20 protein-coding genes, 1 pseudogene and 1 CRISPR repeat array are annotated in these 22132 nt (G+C 70.4%); of the genes and pseudogenes, 12 read left to right on the top strand and 9 right to left on the bottom strand.

The window, feature by feature from the left end:
• Positions 1–96: 96 nt before the first annotated feature.
• On the top strand, positions 97–2859 hold the full coding sequence (locus tag KIP79_RS13495) for a cellulose-binding domain-containing protein (RefSeq protein WP_214105118.1): 2763 nt from the start codon (positions 97–99) through the stop codon (positions 2857–2859).
• Here the strand turns inward: KIP79_RS13495 and KIP79_RS13490 are convergent.
• Together KIP79_RS13490 and KIP79_RS13485 are read right to left on the bottom strand one after the other, a co-directional pair.
• Positions 2840–3976 (bottom strand): sensor histidine kinase, encoded by a 1137-nt coding sequence (locus tag KIP79_RS13490; protein ID WP_214105117.1) that lies wholly within the window; start codon positions 3974–3976, stop codon positions 2840–2842. The genes KIP79_RS13495 and KIP79_RS13490 overlap by 20 nt on opposite strands.
• Complete coding sequence (locus KIP79_RS13485; RefSeq protein ID WP_214105116.1) at positions 3973–4626, bottom strand: response regulator transcription factor; 654 nt, start codon at positions 4624–4626, stop codon at positions 3973–3975. Before KIP79_RS13485 ends, KIP79_RS13490 begins: the two co-directional genes overlap by 4 nt.
• Before the next feature lie 87 nt (positions 4627–4713).
• On the opposite strand from KIP79_RS13485, the gene KIP79_RS13480 reads away from it, so the two are divergent.
• From KIP79_RS13480 to KIP79_RS13465, 4 genes are read left to right on the top strand one after another with little or no spacing between them, the layout of a single operon-like run.
• Positions 4714–6039, top strand: coding sequence for a S41 family peptidase (locus tag KIP79_RS13480; RefSeq protein WP_214105115.1), 1326 nt, complete (start codon positions 4714–4716; stop codon positions 6037–6039).
• 39 nt (positions 6040–6078) lie between these two features.
• Positions 6079–8127 (top strand): phosphate acetyltransferase, encoded by a 2049-nt coding sequence (gene pta / locus KIP79_RS13475; RefSeq protein ID WP_214105114.1) that lies wholly within the window; start codon positions 6079–6081, stop codon positions 8125–8127.
• Entirely contained in the window at positions 8128–9306 is a 1179-nt protein-coding gene (locus tag KIP79_RS13470) for an acetate kinase (RefSeq protein WP_214105113.1), read from the top strand.
• A 51-nt stretch (positions 9307–9357) separates the two neighbouring features.
• Positions 9358–9771 carry a TIGR02611 family protein gene (locus tag KIP79_RS13465; protein ID WP_214105112.1) on the top strand — a complete coding sequence of 138 codons (414 nt, stop codon included), beginning with the start codon at positions 9358–9360 and terminating at the stop codon, positions 9769–9771.
• On the opposite strand, the gene KIP79_RS13460 is transcribed toward KIP79_RS13465, so the two are convergent.
• Positions 9761–10939, bottom strand: coding sequence for a M20 metallopeptidase family protein (locus KIP79_RS13460; RefSeq protein ID WP_214105111.1), 1179 nt, complete (start codon positions 10937–10939; stop codon positions 9761–9763). The genes KIP79_RS13465 and KIP79_RS13460 overlap by 11 nt on opposite strands.
• A 97-nt stretch (positions 10940–11036) precedes the next feature.
• Here KIP79_RS13460 and KIP79_RS13455 point away from each other — a divergent pair, with 97 nt between their 5' ends.
• Positions 11037–11588 (top strand): hypothetical protein, encoded by a 552-nt coding sequence (locus KIP79_RS13455; RefSeq protein WP_214105110.1) that lies wholly within the window; start codon positions 11037–11039, stop codon positions 11586–11588.
• On the opposite strand, the gene KIP79_RS13450 is transcribed toward KIP79_RS13455, so the two are convergent.
• Complete coding sequence (locus tag KIP79_RS13450; protein ID WP_214105109.1) at positions 11506–12324, bottom strand: beta-keto acid cleavage family enzyme; 819 nt, start codon at positions 12322–12324, stop codon at positions 11506–11508. The genes KIP79_RS13455 and KIP79_RS13450 overlap by 83 nt on opposite strands.
• Before the next feature lie 76 nt (positions 12325–12400).
• Here KIP79_RS13450 and kdd point away from each other — a divergent pair, with 76 nt between their 5' ends.
• From kdd to kal, 4 genes are read left to right on the top strand one after another with little or no spacing between them, the layout of a single operon-like run.
• Complete coding sequence (gene kdd, locus KIP79_RS13445) at positions 12401–13420, top strand: L-erythro-3,5-diaminohexanoate dehydrogenase (protein WP_214105108.1); 1020 nt, start codon at positions 12401–12403, stop codon at positions 13418–13420.
• Positions 13417–14937, top strand: coding sequence for a lysine 5,6-aminomutase subunit alpha (gene kamD / locus KIP79_RS13440; RefSeq protein ID WP_214105107.1), 1521 nt, complete (start codon positions 13417–13419; stop codon positions 14935–14937). The genes kdd and kamD overlap by 4 nt, the downstream gene beginning before the upstream one ends.
• Positions 14934–15698, top strand: a complete 765-nt coding sequence (gene kamE, locus KIP79_RS49415; protein ID WP_308169710.1) for a lysine 5,6-aminomutase subunit beta — start codon at positions 14934–14936, stop codon at positions 15696–15698. The genes kamD and kamE overlap by 4 nt, the downstream gene beginning before the upstream one ends.
• Entirely contained in the window at positions 15695–16078 is a 384-nt protein-coding gene (kal, locus tag KIP79_RS13430; protein ID WP_214105106.1) for a 3-aminobutyryl-CoA ammonia lyase, read from the top strand. Before kamE ends, kal begins: the two co-directional genes overlap by 4 nt.
• On the opposite strand, the gene KIP79_RS13425 is transcribed toward kal, so the two are convergent.
• Positions 16047–16658, bottom strand: coding sequence for an SHOCT domain-containing protein (locus KIP79_RS13425; protein WP_214105105.1), 612 nt, complete (start codon positions 16656–16658; stop codon positions 16047–16049). The genes kal and KIP79_RS13425 overlap by 32 nt on opposite strands.
• 148 nt (positions 16659–16806) lie before the next feature.
• Between KIP79_RS13425 and KIP79_RS13420 the strand changes: the two genes are divergently transcribed.
• Entirely contained in the window at positions 16807–17745 is a 939-nt protein-coding gene (locus KIP79_RS13420; protein WP_214105104.1) for an acyl-ACP desaturase, read from the top strand.
• On the opposite strand, the gene KIP79_RS13415 is transcribed toward KIP79_RS13420, so the two are convergent.
• From KIP79_RS13415 to KIP79_RS13400, 4 genes are all read right to left on the bottom strand, one after another.
• Positions 17663–19105 (bottom strand): amidase, encoded by a 1443-nt coding sequence (locus KIP79_RS13415; RefSeq protein ID WP_214105103.1) that lies wholly within the window; start codon positions 19103–19105, stop codon positions 17663–17665. The genes KIP79_RS13420 and KIP79_RS13415 overlap by 83 nt on opposite strands.
• Before the next feature lie 142 nt (positions 19106–19247).
• Positions 19248–19568: a GroES family chaperonin gene (locus KIP79_RS13410; RefSeq protein WP_214105102.1), complete on the bottom strand. Its 321-nt coding sequence runs from the start codon at positions 19566–19568 to the stop codon at positions 19248–19250.
• Between the two features lie 324 nt (positions 19569–19892).
• Entirely contained in the window at positions 19893–20618 is a 726-nt protein-coding gene (locus KIP79_RS13405) for a MerR family transcriptional regulator (RefSeq protein WP_214105101.1), read from the bottom strand.
• A gap of 57 nt (positions 20619–20675) precedes the next feature.
• Positions 20676–20888: a hypothetical protein gene (locus KIP79_RS13400; protein WP_214105100.1), complete on the bottom strand. Its 213-nt coding sequence runs from the start codon at positions 20886–20888 to the stop codon at positions 20676–20678.
• 220 nt (positions 20889–21108) lie between these two features.
• Positions 21109–21444: a CRISPR direct-repeat array (repeat unit 25 nt; unit sequence CGGTTCACCCCCACGGGCGTGGGGA).
• 19 nt (positions 21445–21463) lie between these two features.
• Here KIP79_RS13400 and KIP79_RS13395 point away from each other — a divergent pair.
• Positions 21464–21934 (top strand): annotated as a pseudogene (locus tag KIP79_RS13395) (ATP-binding protein); the annotation flags it as partial.
• Between the last annotated feature and the right edge of the window lie 198 nt (positions 21935–22132).

Genomic DNA, 22132 nt, shown 5'->3' with positions numbered 1-22132 from the left:
TGAAATTCTCGGCAGTTCCATGCACGCGCTGGGCGGACGGTCAGGGTCCCCACCTGATCGTGCATGGCGGTTAACCATTCACGAGGGAGACCGTCCATGCGAAAAAAGCTCCTCAGCCTGCTCGCGATCGCCGTTGTGGCGCTCGCGGTGGCAGTCGTACGCACCGCCACCCCGGCCGGCGCCGCCGCGTCCGACCCGTACAACTTCAAGAACGTGCGGATTGACGGCGGCGGGTTCGTCCCGGGCATCATCTTCAACCAGACCGAGCAGAACCTGATCTACGCGCGCACCGACATCGGCGGCATGTACCGCTGGGAGCAGGCCACCTCGACCTGGAAGCCCTTGCTGGACTGGGTCGGCTTCACCAACTGGGGCTACAACGGCGTCGACAGCATCGCCACCGACCCCGTACAGACCAACCGCGTGTACGCCGCCGTCGGCATGTACACCAACAGCTGGGACCCCAACAACGGGGCCATCCTGCGCTCCACCAACAAGGGCGACAGCTGGTCGGTCACGCCGCTGCCGTTCAAGATGGGCGGCAACATGCCGGGCCGGGGCATGGGTGAGCGGCTGGCCATCGACCCCAACCGCAACAGCACCCTCTACCTGGGCGCCCCCAACGGCAACGGCCTCTGGCGGAGCACCGACTACGGCGCCACCTGGGCCAAGGTGACCAACTTCCCGAACGCCGGCAACTACGCCTCCGACCCGAGCGACCCCAACGGCTACGGCACCCACCAGCCGGGCGTCGTCTGGGTGACCTTCGACAAGCGCACAGGCACCTCGGGGAACGCCACCCAGACCATCTACGTGGGCGTGGCCGACAAGCAGAACACCGTCTACCGCACCACCAACGGCGGCACCACCTGGGAGCGGCTGGCCGGGCAGCCCACCGGCTACATCGCCCACAAGGGCGTGCTCGACCACGTCAACGGCTACCTGTACCTCGCCACCAGCGACACCGGCGGCCCGTACGACGGCGCCAAGGGCGACGTCTGGCGGTACGCCACCGCCACCGGCACCTGGACCCAGATCAGCCCGATCCCGTCCAGCAGCTCCGACGACTACTTCGGCTACAGCGGCCTGACCATCGACCGGCAGAACCCGGGCACCATCATGGTCTCCACCCAGATGTCCTGGTGGCCGGACGTGATCTTCTTCCGGTCCACCAACAGCGGCCAGACCTGGACCCGGGTGTGGGACTGGACCTCGTACCCGAACCGTAGCTTCCGCTACAAGATGGACATCAGCTCTTCGCCGTGGCTCTCTTGGGGCGCCAACCCGCAGCCGCCCGAGGTGACGCCCAAGCTGGGCTGGATGGTCGAGTCCCTGGAGATCGACCCGTTCAACGGCAACCGGTTCATGTACGGCACCGGCGCCACCATCTACGGCAGCACCGACCTCAAACTCTGGGACACCGGCGGGCAGTTCACCATCAAGCCGATGGTGAAGGGCCTGGAGGAGACCGCCGTCCTCGACCTGATCAGCCCGCCCACCGGGGCGGCCTCGCTGATCAGCGGCCTGGGCGACATCGGCGGCTTCCGGCACACCAACCTGGACGCGGTGCCCCCGATGATGTTCCTCTCGCCCAACTTCACCTCCACCACCTCGCTCGACTACGCCGAGAACAACCCGAGCGTGATGGTGCGGTCCGGCAACTTCACCGCCGCCGACCGGCCCAACGACCGCCACGTGGCCTTCTCCACCGACGGCGGCGCCAACTGGTTCCAGGGCAGCGAGCCGGGCGGGGTCAACAACGGCGGCACGGTGGCCGCCGCGGCCGACGGCAGCCGGTTCGTCTGGGCGCCGGGCGACTCCGGCATCCAGGTCGTGTACTCGGTCGGCTTCGGCAACTCCTGGCAGACCTCGACCGGCGTGCCGGCCAACTCGGTCATCGAGTCCGACCGGGTGAACGCGCAGAAGTTCTACGCCTTCAACAACGGCCGCTTCTACGTGAGCACCAACGGCGGCGCGACCTTCACCCAGACCGCGGCGACCGGCCTGCCGACCACGGGCAGGTTCAAGGCGGTGCCGGGACGCGAGGGTGACATCTGGCTGGCCGGCGGCACCAGCACGACCAGCTACGGCCTGTGGCACTCCACCAACTCGGGCGCCTCCTTCACCAAGCTGACCAACGTGCAGGAGGCCGACAACATCGGCTTCGGCAAGGCGGCCACCGGCCAGACCTACCCGGCGCTGTTCACCATCGCCAAGATCGACAACGTTCGCGGCGTCTACCGGTCGGACAACGGCGGCACCACCTGGGTGCGGATCAACGACGACACCCACCAGTACGGCAACATCGGCGAGGCGATCACCGGCGACCCGCGCATCTATGGGCGGGTCTACCTGGGCACCAACGGCCGCGGCATCATCTACGGCGACCGCACCGGCGCAACCCCGTCGCCCAGCCCGAGCCCGTCACCGAGCCCGTCGCCGTCGCCGAGCCCCAGCCCGTCGCCGAGCCCGAGTCCGTCGCCGTCGCCGAGTCCCAGCCCGTCACCCAGCCCGAGCCCGTCGCCGTCGCCGAGCCCGAGCCCGAACCCCGGTAAGGCCTGCACCGCCACGTACGTGATCACCAACTCGTGGCCGGGCGGCTTCAGCGCCGACGTGACGGTCCGCGCCAGCGGCACCGCCGCGATCACCGGCTGGACGGTCCGCTGGGCCTTCGCCAACGGCCAGACCGTCAGCTCCCTCTGGAACGGCTCCCACACCGCCAGCGGGGCCAACATCACGGTCACCAACCTCAGCTACAACGGCAACCTGAACCCGAACGCCACCACGTCGTTCGGCTTCAACGGCACCTGGAACGGCACCAACAACGTCCCCAACCCGGTCACCTGTACCGCGGTCTGACCCCGTGACGTACGGCTCCCGCCGCCCGCCCTGCGGCGGGAGCCGTGCCCAAATCCCGAAAAGTCACCACAAGGCGGAGCCCGCCCCCCGGGTTGGGCTCCGCATCCACCCCGGCCCCGTGCGCCTCCGCGATCGACGCCACGATCGACAGCCCCAGCCCGCTGCCCTGCTCCCGCGTCGTGTGCAACCGCCGGAACGGCTGGAAAAGATCCCCGAGCCGTTCCTCCGGCACCTCGGAACCCGTGTTCCGCACCGTGAGAACCCCGTCGAGCAGGGACACCTCGACGGTTCCCCCTGGACGGTTGTACCGCACCGCGTTGTCCACCAGATTCGTGACCAACCGGTGCAGCAGCACCTCGTCCCCGTCCACCACGAACGGCTCCACCCGCTCCGTCACGGCGATCCCGTCCGCCTTCGTCTCGGCCAGCACCCGCCGGACCACCTGATCCACCGCCACCGGCTCCCGCACGTCCAGACCGTGCCCGGCCCGCGCCAGGATCAGCAGCGACTCGATGAGCCGCTCCATCCGGTGGTTGTGGACCAGCAGCCGCTCGCGGACCTCCCCGACGTCCTCCGGCAACCCGATCTCGATCGCCGCCCGCTGCACCGCCAGCGGCGTCCGCAGCTCGTGCGACGCGTTCGCGATGAACCGCCGCTGTCCCTCCACCGACCGTTCCAGCCGCCCGAGCATCGCGTCGAAGGTGTCGGCCAGCTCGCGCAGCTCGTCCTTCGGCCCGCTCAGCATGATCCGCTCGTGCAGGTTGGACGCGGACAGCCGCCGCGCGGTCGCGGTGATCCGGTGGATCGGCCGCAGGATCCGCCCGGCCAGCACCCAGCCGACCACCACCGCCACCAGCGCGGTGATCCCGAGGATCGGGACGGTCACCTCCCACTGGTGCGCCAGCACGTCGTCGACCAGCGTCGGCAGGGCCACCGGCCGGGGCAGCAGCATCGGCGCTCCCGGCGCCGGTGGCGCGTCCGGGGCGTTCGCGTAGGGCCCGATCCGGTCCTGCAACGTCTGCCCGACCGTCAGGTTGACCAGCGTCAGCAGCAGGATCGAGGTCAGCACGAACACGCCCGAGTAGATCAGCGTGAGCCGTACCCGGATCGTGGTCACAGCAGGTAACCCGCGCCGGGAACCGTCTGGATGCACGGCGGATCGCCCAGTTTCGCCCGCAGTCGGCTCACCACCACCCGCACCACCGTGGTGAACGGGTCGGCGTGCTCGTCCCAGGCCGCCTCCAGCAGCCGTTCCGCGCTCACCACCGCGCCGTCCGCCCGCATCAGCACCTCAAGCACCGCGAACTCCTTCAGGGACAGGCGCAGATGCCGCCCGTCCCTGGACGCCTGGAGCCGGTGCGGGTCGAGCACGATCCCGTGCCGGGCCAGCACCGGCGGCACCCGATCCTGGCTCCGCCGCCCCAGCGCCCGTACCCTGGCCACCAGCTCGGCGTAGTCGAACGGCTTGGGCAGGTAGTCGTCGGCCCCCATGCCCAGCCCCGCCACCCGCTCCGGCACCGAGGCCGCCGCCGTCATCATCAGGATCCTGGTACGGCTCCCGCGCGCCACCAGCTCCCGGCAGACCAGATCCCCGGCCAGCTCCGGCAGATCCCGGTCCAGCACCAGCACGTCGTAGTCGTGCACGGCCAGCCGCTGGGAGGCCGCCAGGCCGTCGTACACCACATCGACCGCCATCGCGTGGCGGCGTAAGCCCATCGCCACCAGATCGGCCAGATCGCGCTCGTCCTCGGCCACCAGAACCCGCATGCGGCGTTCATACCCCACAGGAGGTGACAGCGGCGTTAACGCTTCCGGTCACGGCCGCGCAACCGGCTGCCCGCCACCCTGGCGCACATGATCAGAATTCTCTCCGCCGCCCTGCTGGTGGCCGCCCTGAGCGTCTCCGCTCCCGCCGCCCTGCCCGCCGCCCCGCCCGCCGGCTGTGCCCCCGCCACCGCGCCGCCCCCGCCGTCCGCGCCGCCCACCTCGGTGAACACGCTCCGGCAGGCCTACCACTGCCTGCTCGACAACTACTACAGCGGCCCGAAGCTGGACTCCAGGGACCTGCTCCGCCACGCGTTCGCCGCCTACACCCGCGACCTGCTGCGGCGCGGCGCCGACCGGCCGGATCTCCAGCTGCCCCCGCTCACCGGGGACCGCGACGGCGACTGGGCCGCGTTCGCGCCCGTCCTCGGCACCGGCGACCCCGCCGCCCTCCGGGCCGCCATCGACGGCATGGTCACCGCTCTCCAGGACAACCACGCCCGCTGGATGCCGCCCAGACAGGACCCGGACGGCCCGCCGCGGGGGACCGGAATCGCGGGCCTGTCGGCCCTGCGGGGTGACGGGTTCGATCCGGCGGCCCGGCCGCCGATGTTCATCACCCGCGTCATCCCCGGCAGCCCCGCGGCCAAGGCCGGCATCCGCCCCGGCGACATCATCCTCAAGGTCAACGACACGCCCGCCTTCACCGGCGACACCGCCAACGCGTCCATCCTGGAGGCCGCGGCCGCGGCCACGGTGCGGCTCACCCTCCAGCACCCCGTCACCGGCAAGATCCGGACCATCCGCCTGACCGAAGCCCCCATCACCATCGAACCGCCCCAGGTGACCACCAAGCAGCTCCGTGGCGGTGTCCGCCTGGTCCAGCTGCCCGGCTTCTTCCCCGGCGCGGCCGACCAGGTCCTCGCCCTCCTGCGGAACCACCCGAAGGCCCTCATCCTCGACCTGCGCGGCAACGGCGGCGGCTCGCCCCGCGAGGTCACCCGCCTGCTCAGCGCCTTCGCCCACGGCAAGACCACCAGCTACTTCTGCCCGTTCACCGGCGAGTGCCGCCCCAACCACACCGACGACACCGTCCCCCTGCTCGACATCCCCCTGGTCGTCCTGACCGACCGCGCCTGCGCCTCCGCCTGCGAGGACTTCACCGCCGCCGTCAAGGACCTCCACCTGGGCACCCTCATCGGCACCCGCACAGCGGGAGCCATCTCCGGCCCCTCCGAGGCCTACCTGCTCGACGACGGCAGCGTCCTGCTCCTGCCGAAGGTCCGGCACCTGGGCCCGAACCGGGAGATCCTCGACACCATCGGCATCCCGGTCGACCACCACGTCCCGACCACGGCCCGCGACCTGGCCACCGGCCGAGACCCGGCGGTGGAACGGGCGCTCACCCTCCTGTAGCGCCACCGGGGGTTAATCCAGGGGCCGTATCTTTGCCTCATGGCGATCGGTGTGTACGTCGCGGCGAGCGATGCCAGGAGTAACAAGGGCGCCGTCGCCCTCGGGCTGATCGAGTTGCTGTTCCGTCAGGTGGGGACGGTGGGCGTCTACCGGCCGGTGGTGCGGGCGGGCGTCGAGGACGGCCTGATCAACACTGCTCGTAGCCGGTTCCGGATGGAGCTGAGCTACGAGCAGTGCGCGGGGGTCACCTACGAGGACGTGCACGCCGATCTCGACCAGGCGATCGCCGACATCGTGGCCGGGTACCGGGAGGTGGCGGCCCGGTGCGCGGCGGTCGTGGTGATCGGGACCGACTACACCGACGTGGGGGCGCCCACCGAGTTCGAGTTCAACGCCCAGGTGGCCGCGAACCTGGGCACCCCGGTCCTGAACGTGGTCACCGGGCTGGCCCGGACGGTGGACGAGATCGTCGCCGCCGCCGAGGTGTCGGCGAAGGAGTTGGCCGAGGAGCACGCGGTGCAGATCGCGCTGGTGGTCTCCCGGGTGGCGCCCGCGCTGGTGGAACGGGTACGGACGGCCCTGCCCGATTCGGCGTACGTGCTGCCGGAGGTGCCGAGGCTGTCGGCGCCCACGGTCGCGGACCTGCTGGCGGCGTGCCACGGCCGGCTCTACCTGGGGGATGAGCAGCAGCTGGGCCGGGAGGTCGGGGCGCTGATGGTGTGCGCCATGTCGCTGCCCAACATCCTGGACCGGCTGACCGAGGGGGTGGCGTTGATCGTTCCGGCCGACCGGGCGGCCGCGCTGCTGCCCGGGTTGATCGCCGCGCACCGGACCCCGACCTTCCCGGCGCTGTCGGCGATCATCATGAACGGCGGGATGCCGTTGCCGGACTCGGTGGAGCGGCTGCTGACCGGCATGGACATCCACCTCCCGATGATCACCACGCCGGGTGACACCTTCGAGACCGCCACCCGCCTCTCCCGGGCGGAGGGCCGGTTCACCCCGGACGCGTCCGGCAAGATCGACAGCGCCCTCGGCCTGTTCGCCGAGCACGTGGACGGCCCGGCCCTGCTGGCCCGGCTGCACGTCACCCCCGCCACCGTGGTCACCCCGCTGATGTTCGAGTACGACCTGCTGGAGCGGGCCCGCGCCGACCGCCGCCACATCGTGCTCCCGGAGGGCGCCGAGCCGCGCATCCTCCGGGCCGCCGACATCCTGCTCCGGCGGGGCGTGGCCGACCTGACCCTGCTCGGCGAGGAGACCGAGATCAGGGCCACCGCCGCCCAACTCGGCCTGGCGGTCGAGGACGCCAAGGTGCTCAGCCCGTTCGACCCCGAACTGCGGGAACGCTTCGCCGCCGAGTACGCCAAGATCCGCGCGCACAAGGGCATCACCCTGGAGCGGGCCTGGGACACCGTCACCGACGTGTCCTACTTCGGCACGATGATGGTGCACCTGGGGCTGGCCGACGGCATGGTCTCCGGCGCCGTGCACACCACCGCGCACACCATCCGCCCGTCCTTCGAGATCATCAAGACCCTGGGCGCCGGGGTGGTCTCGAGCGTGTTCTTCATGTGCCTGGCCGACCGCGTCCTGGTGTACGGCGACTGCGCCGTGGTCCCCGATCCTACGGCGGTCCAGCTGGCCGACATCGCGATCTCCTCGGCGGCCACGGCGGCCAGGTTCGGGGTGGAGCCGCGGGTCGCGCTGCTGTCGTACTCGACCGGTGAGTCCGGGGCCGGGCCCGAGGTGGAGAAGGTGCGCGCGGCCACCGCGATGGTCCGGGAGCGGCGGCCGGACCTGCTGGTGGAGGGCCCCATCCAGTACGACGCGGCGGCCGAGCCCAGTGTCGCCCGCACCAAGATGCCGGACAGCCCGGTGGCGGGCCGGGCCACCGTGTTCGTGGTGCCCGACCTGAACACCGGCAACAACCTGTACAAGGCGGTGCAGCGCAGCGCGGGCGCGGTCGCCGTCGGGCCGGTGCTGCAGGGTCTGCGGAAACCGGTCAACGACCTGTCGCGCGGCGCGACCGTGCACGACATCGTCAACACGGTCGCCATTACAGCCATCCAGGCCCAGGGGGACTGAATGCACGTCCTGGTGTTGAACACCGGCTCGTCCACGATCAAGTACCAGCTGCTGGACATGACCGAGCGGAAGCGGCTGGCCACCGGCCTGGCCGACCGCATCGGGCAGCCGGACGGGCGGCTGGTGCACAACGGCGAGGAACTGACCGCACAGGGCTTCCCCGATCACGAGAGCGGCCTGCGGGCGATGCTGGACGCGTTCGCCGAACGGGGCCCCAGCCTGGACGGTGTGGTTGCCGTGGGCCACCGGGTGGTGCACGGGGGGTCGGTGTTCTCGGGGCCCGTGCTGGTGGACGACGAGGTGGAGAAGGACATCGAGGCCCTGATCCCGCTCGCCCCGCTGCACAACACCGCCAACCTGGAGGGCATCCGGGTGGCCCGCCGCGCCTTTCCCGGGCTGCCGCAGGTGGCCGTGTTCGACACCGCGTTCCACCAGACGCTGCCGCCGCAGGCCTACACCTACGCGGTGCCGCCCGAGTGGGGGGTGCGCAAGTACGGGTTCCACGGCACCTCCTACGCGTACGTCTCCCGGCGGGCGGCGGAGTTCCTGGCCAGGCCGTACGGCGAGACGAACATGATCGTGCTGCACCTGGGCAACGGCGCGAGCGCGGCGGCCATCCAGGGCGGGCGGAGCGTGGACACCTCCATGGGCCTGACGCCGCTGGCCGGGCTGGTCATGGGCACCCGTTCCGGCGACGTGGACCCGGGGGTGCTCTCCTACCTGGGCAGGACGGCCGGGATGAGCCTGCCGGAGATCGACTCCGCGCTCAACCGGGCCAGCGGCATGCTCGGCCTGTGCGGGGCGGGGGACATGCGCGAGGTCTGGCGACTGGTGGACGAGGGCTCGCCGCAGGCCCGCCTGGCCGTGGACGTGTACGCGCACCGTCTGCGCTCCTACATCGGCGCCTACTACGCCGTGCTGGGCCGGGTGGACGCGGTCGTCTTCACCGCCGGCGTGGGCGAGAACGACGCCAGGACCCGGGAACTCGCCCTCACCGGTCTCGACCGCCTGGGCATCGCGGTGGACCCGGCCCGCAACGCCGCGCACGCCCGGGAACCCCGCCGGATCTCCCCGGACGGCGCGGAGGTGGCGGTGCTGGTGGTCCCCACCGACGAGGAAGTGGAGATCGCCGAACAGACAATTACTACCTGCGGATTACGCCCGAATCGTCCGTTGTAATGACCGGGTGACCGATCATCGCTGGCTATCCTGGGTCCCTGGGGGTGAGTCATGGCGACGACCGAGGAGACCCGGCCGGGGCCCACGGAGGCGGCGGGGTGGCGGGACAGGGTGCGCTCCACCCGAGCGGGCCGGTTGACCTTGAAGATCGTCATCGGGGTGCTCGGCGGCGCCATGGTGATCGGCGGCCTGATCATGGTGCCCTTTCCGGGGCCGGGCTGGCTGGTGGTCTTCGCCGGTCTTGCCGTGCTGGCCACCGAGTTCCACTGGGCCAACATCCTGCTCGCCTTCGCCAAGCGGGTGGTGACCGCCGCCACCGACTGGCTGAAGCGGCAGAACTGGTTCATCCGGATCGTCTCCACCCTGCTCACCGCCGCGCTGGCCGGGGCCATCGTCTGGCTCTGCCTGAAGCTCACCGTCGGCGTCGACCTGATCGAGGAGGCCAGGGCCTTCCTCAAGTGGTGACGGCCGCCAGCCGCCGGGTGGCCAGCGCCGCAAGCAGGGTGGCGCCGTCCGCCAGCACGGCGTCGTCGAAGGCCGCCTCGGCGGAGTGGTTGGTCGGCGCGGAGGCCGGGTCGCGGCCAGGCGCGCAGGCGCCCAGTATCAGGTACGCCCCTGGCACCTCGTTGAGCACGTACGAGAAGTCCTCCGAGCCGGTGGCCGGCTGCGGCATCGTCAGGTAACGCTCCTCGCCGAAGGTCTCCCGCACCGTCTCCGCGGCGAACTCGGCCTCGGCGCCGTTGTTGACGGTGACCGGGTAGCCGATGCCGAACGAGCAGTCGGCGGTCAGGCCGTGCGCGGCGGCGACACCCTCGGCCAGCTGGCGGATGCCCGCCTTGACCCGCTCCCGGGTGGCGCCCGAGAAGGAGCGCACGGTGGCCTCGAAGTAGGCGGTGTCGGGGATGACGTTGTCGGTGGTGCCGGCGTGGAACTGGCCGACCGTGATCACCACGGGGTCGAACACGTCGAAGGTCCGCGTCACGTACGTCTGGAGCTGGGTGACGATCTCGCAGCCGACCTGGATGGGGTCCAGCGCCCGGTGTGGGGTGGAGCCGTGCCCGCCCCGGCCCCGTACGGTCACCCGGAAGGTGTCGGCGGCGGCCAGGATGGGACCGGGGCGGGTGAGGAACAGGCCCCGGGGGACGCGGGTGGAGAACACGTGCATGCCGTACGCGGCGACGGGGAGGGTGCCGGAGGCCGTCAGCACGCCCTCCTCGATCATGATTTTGGCGCCCTCGAAGCCCTCCTCACCCGGCTGGAACATGAAGACCACGTTCCCGGCCAGCCGGTCCCGGTCGGCGGCGAGCAGGTGGGCGGCGCCGACCAGCATGGCGGTGTGCAGGTCGTGGCCGCAGGCGTGCATGACGCCGTTGATCCGGGAACGGTAGTCCACCGGTACCCGCTCCTGCACGGGCAGCGCGTCCATGTCGCCGCGGAGCAGGACGGTCGGCCCGGGGGAGCCCCCGCGCAGCACGGCGGTGACCGAGGACAGGGCCGTGCCGGTGGTGACCTCCAGGGGCAGGCCGTCCAGGGCGGCCAGCACCTTCTCCTGGGTGCGGGGGAGGTTCAGCCCGAGTTCGGGTTCTTCGTGGAGGGCGTGGCGGAGGCGTACCAACTCGTCCTGAATGGTCATGCCTCATGGTCGGCGAGATCCCTTCAGGCGGCAACGCGGCGCGCCAATGATCGCGGGCGTCGTCACCGGCTGCCATCCTGGATTACAGGGGGTGACGATGATCGCGAGCCTGGTTCTCGCGGCGCTGCTCGCGAGTGCTCGCCCGGATGTGTCGATCGGGCTGGGGAACGGCACGGCCGAGGTGGACGGCCGGGTCACCTACGTGGTGGAGGTGGTGAACCGGGAGTCGAAGCCGGTGACGGCCGACGTGCGGATGACCTTCCCGCGGGGGTTGGCGAGGCTCCAGGCGGAACAGGGGGAGCTGGGAAAACGGCAGGCTTCCTGGAGTGCCGAGCTGCCGCCCGGGCCCACCGAGTTCCGGCTCACCGGGGTACTCAAAGCATCGCCGGGCAGCCACGTGGCCGCCACCGCCTGCCTGTTCACGGTGCACCTGAGCCGGCCTGTGAGCTGCGCGACCGACATCGACGCGGTGGCCGGGCAGCCGGTCACCCCCGGGCGCGGGGTGGTGAACGCGGTGCTGGTGCTGGCGGCGCTGGCCAGTGGCGCGGGGGCGAGCTACCTGATGGCTAGAGGCCGAGGAACGCCCGTGCGGCCGTCGAGTCCATCGGCGGGCGCTGGGCCAGCGTGGCGGCGGCCGCCGCGCGGGTGACCAGTTCCGCGTTGTCGCGGACCGGGCGGCCCTTGGCGAAGGTCAGCGTGTCCTCCATGCCCACCCGCAGGTGCCCGCCGCCGGACAGGGCCGCGAAGAGCACCGGCAGCGCCGTGCGCCCGATGCCGGTCGCCGACCAGGTGGCCCCGGCCGGCAGCTGCGCCACCGCCGCCGCCACCGTGCGCAGGTCCCCGGCGAAGCCGCCAGGCACACCCATGACCAGGTCGCAGTGGACGCGCCCGCCGTACGGGGGGCCGTACCGGTCGAGCAGGCGGTGCAGGGTGGCGATGTGGCCGAGATCGAACAGCTCGAACTCGGGGACCACACCCTTCTCCTGGGTGGCCTGGTAGAGCTCGGCCACGAACCCCCAGGGATTCAGGAAGACGTCGTCGCCGAAGTTGACCGTGCCGCAGGTGAGCGAGCAGGCGTCGGGGGCCGCGTCCAGCACCCGCAACCTCGCCTCGTAGGGGTCGGAGACCGCGCCGCCGGTGGACAGTTGCACGACCAGCGTGGTCTCGGCGCGCAGCGCCGCCACCGTGTCGGCCAGCCGCCCGGGATCGAGGGTGGGCCGGGCCTCGGCGTCCCGGATGTGCACGTGCACCACGGCCGCGCCCGCCGCCTCGCACGCCTTGGCGGTGGCCACCAGCTCATCGAGGGTGACCGGCAGCGCGGGCACCGCCGACTTGTCCGCCTCGGCCCCTGTGGGCGCCACCGTGATGAGCGTCGTGCCTGTCATGTGCCAGATATTGCCTGCTAGGGATGGTCTGGGACAAGATGAATTCCTGAGTCGGGACTCAGGAATTGGGAGCGGGATGGACGTTTCTCCGATCGGGCTGCACCGCGTGGTGGATCCGCTGGGCGTGCTCCCGCAGGCCGCCCACCGGCTGGACACCTCGCCCGAGCTCCGCCCGGGGGAGACCAGGATCCGGGTGGAACGCCTCAACCTGGACGCCGCCTCCTTCCGCCAGCTGAGCCAGCGGCACGGCGGCGACGGGGACGCCGTCCGCGCCGAGGTGCTGGCGATCGTCGCCGAGCGGGGCAAGATGCACAACCCCGTCACCGGATCCGGCGGCATGCTGGTCGGCGTGGTCGAGGAGACCACGCCGGAGTCCCCGCTCGGCCTGACCCCCGGCGACCGGGTCGCCACCCTGGTCTCGCTCACCCTCACCCCGCTGCGGATCACCGACGGGCTGCGGCACTGGGACGGCCACTCGGAACAGGTCCCCGCCGACGGCCACGCCATCCTGTTCGCCCGCTCGATCGCCGCCGTGCTCCCCGGCGACCTGCCGGTGCCGCTGGCGCTGGCCGTACTGGACGTCTGCGGCGCGCCCGCGCTCACCCGCAGGGTGGTGGCACCGAAGGCCGTGGTCGCGGTGATCGGCGCGGCAGGGAAGAGCGGCTCGCTGTCGCTGGCCGCCGCACGTCAGGCGGGCGCGGCCACCCTGATCGGCGTGGTGCCCCACCAGGCGGAGGCGGACGCGCTGACCGGCGCCGGGCTGGCCGACACGGTGGTGATCGCCGACGCCCGCGACCCGGTCGCGCTGGCCAGGGCCGTCGAGTCGGCAGGGGGACCGGCGGACGTGACCGTGGTCTGCGTGGACGTGCCCGGCTGCGAGCACGGCTCGATCCTGGCCACCCGGGACGGCGGCACCGTGATCTTCTTCTCCATGGCCACCTCCTTCACCGCCGCCGCCCTCGGCGCCGAAGGGCTCGCCGCCGACGTCACCATGCTGGTCGGCAACGGGTACGCCCCCGGCCACGCGGCCCTGGCCCTCGACCTGGTCCGCACCGAGCCCGGCCTGCGGCGCCTGTTCGAGGGGAGGCACCGATGAAGCTGGACCTGGACCCCGAGGTCGTGGCCAAGGCCCGGCGGCTGGCCGCCCGAGCCGCCGAGCCGATCATCGAGCTGGCCCGCACCCACACCACCGTCTCGGTGGAGCGCGCGGTCCTGCGGCTGGCCGGGGTCACCGGGGCCGACGCCGACGGCACGCCCTGGGTGAACCGCCTGGTCGACGCGGTACGCGACCAGGTGGGCCTGGAACACGGGGTGGCCCTGCCGGTCTTCCACGCGCTCCGCGACGACCCCCGTGAGCTGGTGCGCGCCCGGTTCACGATCCCTTCCGGGGCGGACGCCGTACGGGCCAGGGAACGGGCACGGGCGGCGGTGGGCCGGGGAATCGCCCGGATCGACCGGAACAGGGCCGACCGGAACCTGCTGCTCGGCAAGCACGGCGACCCGGAGCCGCCGTGGATCTACCTGATCGTGGCCACCGGCGACATCTACGAGGACATCCCCCAGGCGCAGGCCGCCGCCCGGGAGGGCGCCGACGTGATCGCCGTGATCAGGTCCACCGGCCAGTCCCTGCTCGACTACGTGCCCGAGGGCGCCACCCGGCAGGGCTACGCCGGCACGTACGCCACCCAGGAGAACTTCCGCCTGATGCGGGCCGCCCTGGACGAGGTCTCCGGCGAACTCGGCAGGTACATCCGGCTCACCAACTACGCCAGCGGCCTCTGCATGCCCGAGATCGCCACCCTGGCCGGCCTGGAACGCCTGGACATGATGCTCAACGACTGCATGTACGGCATCATCTTCCGCGACATCAACCCCCGCCGCACCTTCGTCGACCAGCGCTTTTCCCGCCAGATCCACGCCCGCGCCGGCATCGTCATCAACACCGGCGAGGACAACTACCTGACCACGGCCGACGCGGTGGACGCCGCGCACACCGTGATCGCCTCCCAGCTGCTCAACGAACGTTTCGGCCACGAGGCGGGCCTGGCCGACTGGCAACTCGGCCTCGGCCACGCCTTCGAGATAAATCCAGAAATTCCGGATTCGTTCAGGTTGGAGCTGGCGCACGCCCAGCTGGTCAGGGAGCTCTTTCCCGACGCCCCGCTCAAGTACATGCCGCCCACCAAGCACATGACCGGCAACATCTTCGCCGGCTACCTGCTGGACGCCTTCTTCAACCTGGCCGGGGTGCTCACCGGCCAGTCCATCCTGCTGATCGGCATGATGACCGAGGGCATCCACACCCCCTGGCTCTCCGACCGCGACCTCGCCCTGGAGAACGTCCGGTACGTACGCCGCGCCGCCGGCGCCCTGGCCGAGGACTTCCGCCCCGCCCCCGGCGGCTTCACCGTCACCCGCGCCCGCCAGGTGCTCGCCGAGACCGTCGACCTGCTCGACCGGGTCGCCGACGACGGCCTGCTGACCGCAATCGCCCAGGGCACCTTCGGGGTCACCCGCCGCCCCGCCGACGGCGGCAAGGGCCTGGACGGCGTGGTCGCGCACGCCGACGGCTACTACAACCCGGCCACCGAGCTCCTGGAGGAGGGCCCGTGACCATTTCGACCGAGACCATCAAACAGATCATCCGCCCTTACGGCGACACCACCGGCGACGCCATGGTGCAGGTCTCCTTCACCCTGCCCGTGCCGCACGGCTCCCGCGCCGCGGCCGCCGCCCTGCAACTGGCCGGCAAGATGGGCCTGGACCCGGCCAGCGTGGTGCACAGCAAGGCGATGGGCCCCGACTTCACCTTCTTCATCGTGTACGGCAAGGCCACCCACCTCATCGACTACGCCGGCATCAGCGTGCCCGAGGGCCGGGAGTACCCGCTGCTCACCCCCCAGCAGGTCAACCTGGCCATCCGCACCGTGCTCGGCCGCGAGCTCGTCGTGGTGGGCGCCTGCATCGGCACCGACGCGCACACCGTCGGCATCGACGCCATCCTCAACGTCAAGGGCTTCGCGGGGGAGAAGGGCCTGGAGTACTACCGGGAGATCCAGGTCCACAACCTGGGCGCCCAGGTCGAGGTCTCCGAACTGGTCGCCCGTGCCAAGGCGTGCGACGCCGACGCCGTACTGGTCTCCCAAGTGGTCACCCAGAAGAGCGCCCACCTGCACAACACCAAGCAGATGGCCGCCGCCTTCGCCGAGGCCTGCGGCCTGGGACGTCCGCTGCTGGTGATCGGCGGGCCGCGCTTCGACACGGTGACCCCGTCCGACCTGGGCGTGGACCGCATCTTCGGCAAGGGCACCACACCCGGCGAGGTGGCCAGCTACCTGGTGCACGCGCTGCTGCCCACCTGGAGCCCGTCATGAAGGTGACGCACCGGCGGTACGTGCCCTACTCGCACGCGCACTACGGCGGCTCGCTGGTGGACGGGGCGTACGTGCTCGGCCTGTTCGGGGACGTCGCCACCGAGGTCTGCATCCGGATGGACGGCGACGAGGGGCTGTTCGCGTCCTACTCCGACGTCCGGTTCCTGGCGCCGGTGCGGGCCGGGGACGTGATCGAGGTGAGCGCAGAGGTGACCAGGGTCGGCAACCGGAGCCGTACCCTCGCCTTCGAGGCCCGGGTGGTCTGCCGGGCCCGGCCGGAGGTGTCCGCCTCGGCGGCCGAGGTGCTCGACCCACCGATCGTGGCGGTCGCCGCGACCGGCGTGGTGGTCATCCCCGCCCGTCCAGCACCTCCGCCTTGAGCCGGTTGAACTCCTCCTCACTGATCGCCCCGGACCTGCGCAGGCCGTCCAGCTGGCTGAGCCGCTGGATGGCCGCGTCCGGCCCAGCCCGGAATCCGCCGCTCGCGCCACCGAAGCGGAGGCTGAAGGCCAGCTGTTGCAGATCGTCCAGAATGATGGCGGTGGACGGGTTGACCGGGTCGTAGGCGACCATCAGCCGGGTGCCCGGCGGCACCGGATACATCGTGCTTTCCTGGAACTCCAGGCCGCTCACGGCAGGCGCCTCGACACGCAGCTTGTAGATGACCTGGCCGTTGATCCGCGAGTTGGTGGGCCGAGCCTGCGTCACCACGGCGTCCGCGCGCAGGCCGTGCTCGGTCAGGTGGCGCTCCACCCGGCCGCGCCTGATCCAGCGCACGGCCAGCACGGCCGCAACGATGATCATGATGACGGCGATCCCGGTGAAGACCGCCCCCAGGACCAGCTCGGAGTCCTGCTCCGAAGCGAACCATCGAATGCCGAAGACCAGCCCGACCGGCAGGCTCCACGCCACCTGGATGAGGATCGAGACGACTACCCAGATGCGGGCTTTCTTCGGCATGCGCGAAGACTAGTTGTCCGACGGCGCCGAGGGAACGGCCATAGTCGAGGTTCCACAAGAACCACGCCTGATCTCTGTGGTTTCGCTGAGCGTGGCGTGCGCTAAGTTACGGTACCGTAGGTTACGGAATCGCTGGTTAGGGGTGGAAATGTCGCGCGAACTGACCCAGACCGAGCTCCTCATGGAGCTGGAGCCCGTGGTCGAGGAGAACCTGAACCGGCACCTCAAGGTGGCCAAAGAATGGTTCCCCCACGAGTACGTCCCGTACTCCGAGGCCCGGACCTTCGACGGCATCCTGGACGGCGGCGAGCCGTGGCGGCCGGAGGACTCCACCATCCCCGAGGCCGCCAAGGTCTCCCTCATCGTCAACCTGCTGACCGAGGACAACCTGCCCAGCTACCACCACGAGATCGCCACCACCTTCGGCCGCGACGGCGCCTGGGGCACCTGGGTGCACCGCTGGACCGCCGAGGAGGGCCGCCACGCGATCGTCATCCGCGACTACCTGACGGCCAGCCGCGCCGTCGACCCGGTCGCGCTGGAGCGGGCCCGGATGAGCCACATGGAGCACGGCTTCGCCACCGAGTACGGCACCATGCTCCAGCAGCTCGCCTACGTCTCCTTCCAGGAACTGGCCACCCGCATCGCGCACCGCAACACCGGCCGCGTCTCCGAGGACCCGACCTGCGAGCGCATCCTCGCCCGGGTCGCCGCCGACGAGAACCTGCACATGCTCTTCTACCGCAACCTCCTCGGCGCGGCCCTCGAACTCGCCCCCTCCCAGGCCATGCGCGCCATCACCGACGTGGTCACCACCTTCCAGATGCCCGGCGCCGGCATGGACGGCTTCGCCCGCAAGTCGGTCACCATCGCCATGGCCGGCATCTACGACCTCCGCCTGCACTGCGACGAGGTGCTCGCCCCCGTCATCCGCCAGTGGAAGGTCTTCGACGTGACCGGCCTGGACGCCGAGGGCGAGAAGGCTCGCGACGAACTCGCTCAGTTCATGGAGCAGCTGGACCAGTCGGCCACCCGCTTCGAGGAGCGCCGAGCGGCCCGCCTGGCCCGCGTGGCGGCTCGGGGCTGAGCTGAGCCGCCACCTGGATCAGTTGATCCTCCCGGCCGTACGGAGCGACGAACTGCACCCCGATCGGCAGGCCGCTGCGGCTCACGCCCAGCGGCAGGCTGATCGCGGGTTGGCCGGTGACGTTGAACACCGCCGTGAACGGGCCGTAAGCGAACATGTCGTCCAGCCAGCTCGCCCAGGTGTGCTCCGGGTCGTCGTACCGGAGCGTGCCGTGCTCGGCCGGGAGCCTTCCCAGCGTCGGGGTGACGAGCAGGTCGTACTCTTCGAAGAAGGCGGCGACCGACCGGGTCACCCTGTTCTGGGCGTCGAGGGCGTTCATCACGTCCATCGCCGTGTACCCCTCCGCCAGGCGCAACAGTCGCCGGGAGACCGCCTCCATGCGCTCGGGATCCGGCGGGCGCGGGGCGCGGATCAACATGGACGCGATCACCACCGCCTCCAACGTGATCGCCCGCAGCATGGCGTCCCAGTCCACCTTGAGGGTGGCCAGGGAGACGGCATGCCCGAGATGCTCCAGCATCCGTCCCGCCTCAAGGGTGGCCGTCGCCACCTCCTCCTCGACGGTCACCCCCGACCAGGCGTCCGTGGTGAGCGCCACGCGTAGCCGCCCCGGGGCGGCCGTCAGCTCCTCGACGTACCGGCGGCGTGGCGGTGGTGCGGTGTACTTGTCGCCCAGACCCGGCCCGTGAACGGCGTCGAGCAGGTGCGCTGTGTCCCGGACCGTCCGGGTCAGTACGAACTCCGCCGCCATGCCCAGCATCGGTTCCCCCAGGTCCGGCCCCGAGGTGACCCGCCCCCGGCTGGGCTTGAGCCCCACCAGCCCACAACAGGAGGCCGGAACCCGGATCGACCCGGCACCGTCACTGGCATGCGCCACCGGAACCGCCCCGGCCGCGACCAGCGCCGCCGCCCCACCACTCGACCCGCCCACGCCGACGCGGAGGTCGTACGGATTGCGGACCGGCCCCGAGCGCAGCGGTTCGGTCGCGAAGCTGAGCGCCATCTCCGGGGCGGCGGTCAGGCCGAGGGTACGCAACCCGGCGGCCCGGAATCGGGTCATCAGATCGGTGTCCCGCTGGGCGGGGATACCAGGCAGGGCGCGGCTCCCCAGGAAGAACGGCATCCCCTCGGCCACCGGTCCGTGGTCTTTGATGAGAAACGGCACCCCCGCGAACGGGCCGTCCCCGGCGTGAGCGAGCGCCGTGTCGAACAGGGGTAACGCCAAGCCGTTCAGCTCGGCGTCGGCGGCGAGGATGGCCTCCCTGGCGACGGCCTCCACCTCCGCGGCGGTGACCTCGCCCTTTTTGATCAGTTCGCTGAGGGCGACAGCGTCGAAACTTCCGTACTCATGGATGTCCATGTGAAATGTCCTTTGCGTAGCGAGACGTCGACAAAGAAGGGCGACGGCTTCCTGCCGTCCCCTGCGGGAATCGACGTACTTCTACGCTCGGAACATCACGAGCATCCTGGCACCTTCGACCGTCTGAGGTCGAAGGGATTTCTCAGAGGTACAACCCCGTGCCGTGGTCGGTCTGGGGAGTGGCCACAGCGTGCAGATCCCGTTCACGCATGACCAGGTAGATCTGCCCCTGGACCTCAACTTCCAGCTGGTCATCCGCGCTGAACAGGACCTTGTCTCCCACCTTGACGGCACGCGCGTTGGCGCCCACGCCGAACACCTGCCCCCAGACCAGCCGATTGTTCATCTTCACGGTGGCGGGAATGACGATGCCCGCAGTACTCCGCCGCTCCTCCGTGTCCTGCTCGACCTTGACCATCACCCGGTCATGCAGCATCTGAATCTCGAACTTAGGATCGGCCACACAGGCAGTTTACTGACTGTGGTGATGCCCGCTGGGCCTTGGACGCATCGCCCGGCGCCGTTGCCGTAGTCGATCTCGGCTGGATGCCCGTTGGGACGGTAGGTCGCGCTGATCTCGCCACCCTCACCGAAGTAACGCGGATCCGGATATGTCATGGTCTCATCCCCCTTTGCATCGATCTCCTCATCCGCCGCCTGAGGGGATGAGATTGTGATCATGCGGGGGCCCAAGATCGGACGACGGGCAAGGAGCCATTTCGCCTAACTGCGGGTAACGCTGAGTATCAGATCGTCCGGCCCTACTCGATCATCGCTGAGCCCGAAGCTACTGCGGAACCCGCTGCAGATAATCCACAATGTCGGCGATGTCACCCGGTCCTTCCCAGCCCATCCGGGTCGTGAGGTGCTCGTTGAGCTGCTCGCGGTTGGCCTGCCACATCGCCTGCGCACCTGCCCCGACGCGCTCGTCGCCGGTGTCGAACGCTTTGCCGACGGCTGTCCAACGCCGCGCGAGGTCCCGCACTTGCGGATCATCCGGCGGTGTACCGCCGACCACATGCCGCCGCAGCTCCTGCACGACCGCCAACCACTCCGCGCGCAGATCCTCGACCTTCTCCGCACCGAGCTCGGCCCGCCGCCGCGCCAATGTGTCCCGCTGCTCGCGGCTCAGGTAGTTCTCCGCCACCGACATCAGCTCGAGCGTTTTGAGCATGCCCTCCGGATCGGCGTGCTCGACCAGGCCGCGGATCTGATCCTTCATCTCGGCGATCCGGTTGGCCTGGACGTCGAGCACGGCCAGCTGTGCCCTGAGAAGGTCGCGCAGGTCTCCTGTCTCGCGTCCTAGCGCGACGCCGATCTCCTCCAGCGACAGGCCGAGCTGACGCAGCCCGCGTACGTGGTACAGCCGCCTCAGATCGGCCTCGGTGTAACGGCGGTGCCCGGCATCGGTCCGTTCGGTCGCCGACACCAGGCCGATCTCGTCGTAGTGGTGCAGGGTCCGGATCGTGAGACCCGTGGCCTCCGCCAGTTCCCCGATGGTCCATTTCTCCATAGCCAGCAAGCTAGGCCCTCACCTAACGTCAGGAGCAAGCTGGCAGATGACAGCGGACTACTTGTCCTCGCCGGTCGTCGGTTCCGGATGCTCGATGGTCCGGTCGTACGTGGTCGGGAAGAGGATGCGGAACGCGGTGTCCACGCCGCCGCGCGTCTCGATGACGATTTCGTCGCCCTTGGTGATGTCCCTGACCTGCTCGACGACAAACTCATGAGACGGGTCACGGAACGGCCTGGGGGTTTCGGGGTACTCCATCTGCTCAGACATAGCGACCTCCTAGGTAAAGGCTAGCCAAACCCTTCACTGATGGGCCGACGCAGGAGGAGCCGGACAAGCTCCCCGAGGACCTGGCAATCGTCGAGACACCGAATGCGTCGCCCGCTGTCGGGGTCACCGTCATGAGACCGGGGCTTTCCCCAAGGCTCTCGAAATCAGACGCGGACAGTGGAGAGGAGCGCCGCCGCCCACCGATCCGGTGTAGCCGGGGCGGTTCACCCCCACGGGCGTGGGGAGCAGGTTCCCCACTTCCACCGCTCGATCAGCGAGTCCGGTTCACCCCCACGGGCGTGGGGATGGGGAGCAGGCGGGTGGCGAAGACGCCGGACAGGATCGCGGCGGTTCACCCTCACGGGCTTGGGGACCAGCAGCCTATTTCACGACGAGAACGGAAGACGAGCGGTTTACCCCCACGGGCGTGGGGAGCAGCCGGCCGGGGGTTTGATCCGGTACTCGATCCGCGGTTCACCCTCACGGGCGTGGGGAGCAGGCTGAGGCGCTGGCTGGGGCTGCCTACCGAGCCGGTTCACCCTCACGGGCGTGGGGAGCAGTCATTCCACAAGGTGGTCTCCCGCCGCGAGAACCTATGCGTCTGCGGCCCCTCAGGCACCGGCAAGAGCCACTTCAGCGAAGCCCTCGGTCAAGCCGCCGTCGAGGCCGGGCTCAGCGTCACCTGGTTCACCATCGAAGACCTCGGTGTCCTGGTCCGCCGCCACCGCGTCGACGACTCCATCACCCGGACCATGGCACGCCTGATCCGCTGCGACCTCATCATCATCGACGACATCGGGCTGCTCCCGGTCTCCCCGGACGCGGCCGAAGGCTTCTACCGCCTGGTGGACGCCGCTTACGAGCGGCGCTCGTTAGCGGTCAGCTCCAACCTGCACCCCTCCGGCTTCGACGAGATCATGCCCAAGACCCTGGCCACCGCCACCGTCGACCGGCTCCTCCACCACGCCCACGTCGTGGTCACCCAGGGTGACAGCTTCCGGCTCACCCAAGCCACCTCCGGACAGGGGGTCAAGCCTTTCAGCTAACGATCAACAGCCGACGGCGGGGAGATAACTGGCCGCCGTTGGGGACGCCGTCGGCTCTGGCACAAATTCCGGATGCTGTTGGTGATCTTCGAGGTCATTGTGGGGTCTGGGCTGACAGCCGTCGGCAGAGTCGCTGAAGCTGGCTGACCGGGCGTGGCGGACGGTCGGGGACGATGCCCGGGGTATAGCAGTCGGCGA

The organism is Acrocarpospora catenulata, from assembly GCF_018476525.1.
GTDB lineage: Bacteria > Actinomycetota > Actinomycetes > Streptosporangiales > Streptosporangiaceae > Acrocarpospora > Acrocarpospora catenulata.
The sequence above is the reverse complement of the archived record's forward strand: the minus strand, read 5'-3'. Positions and strand labels throughout refer to the sequence as shown.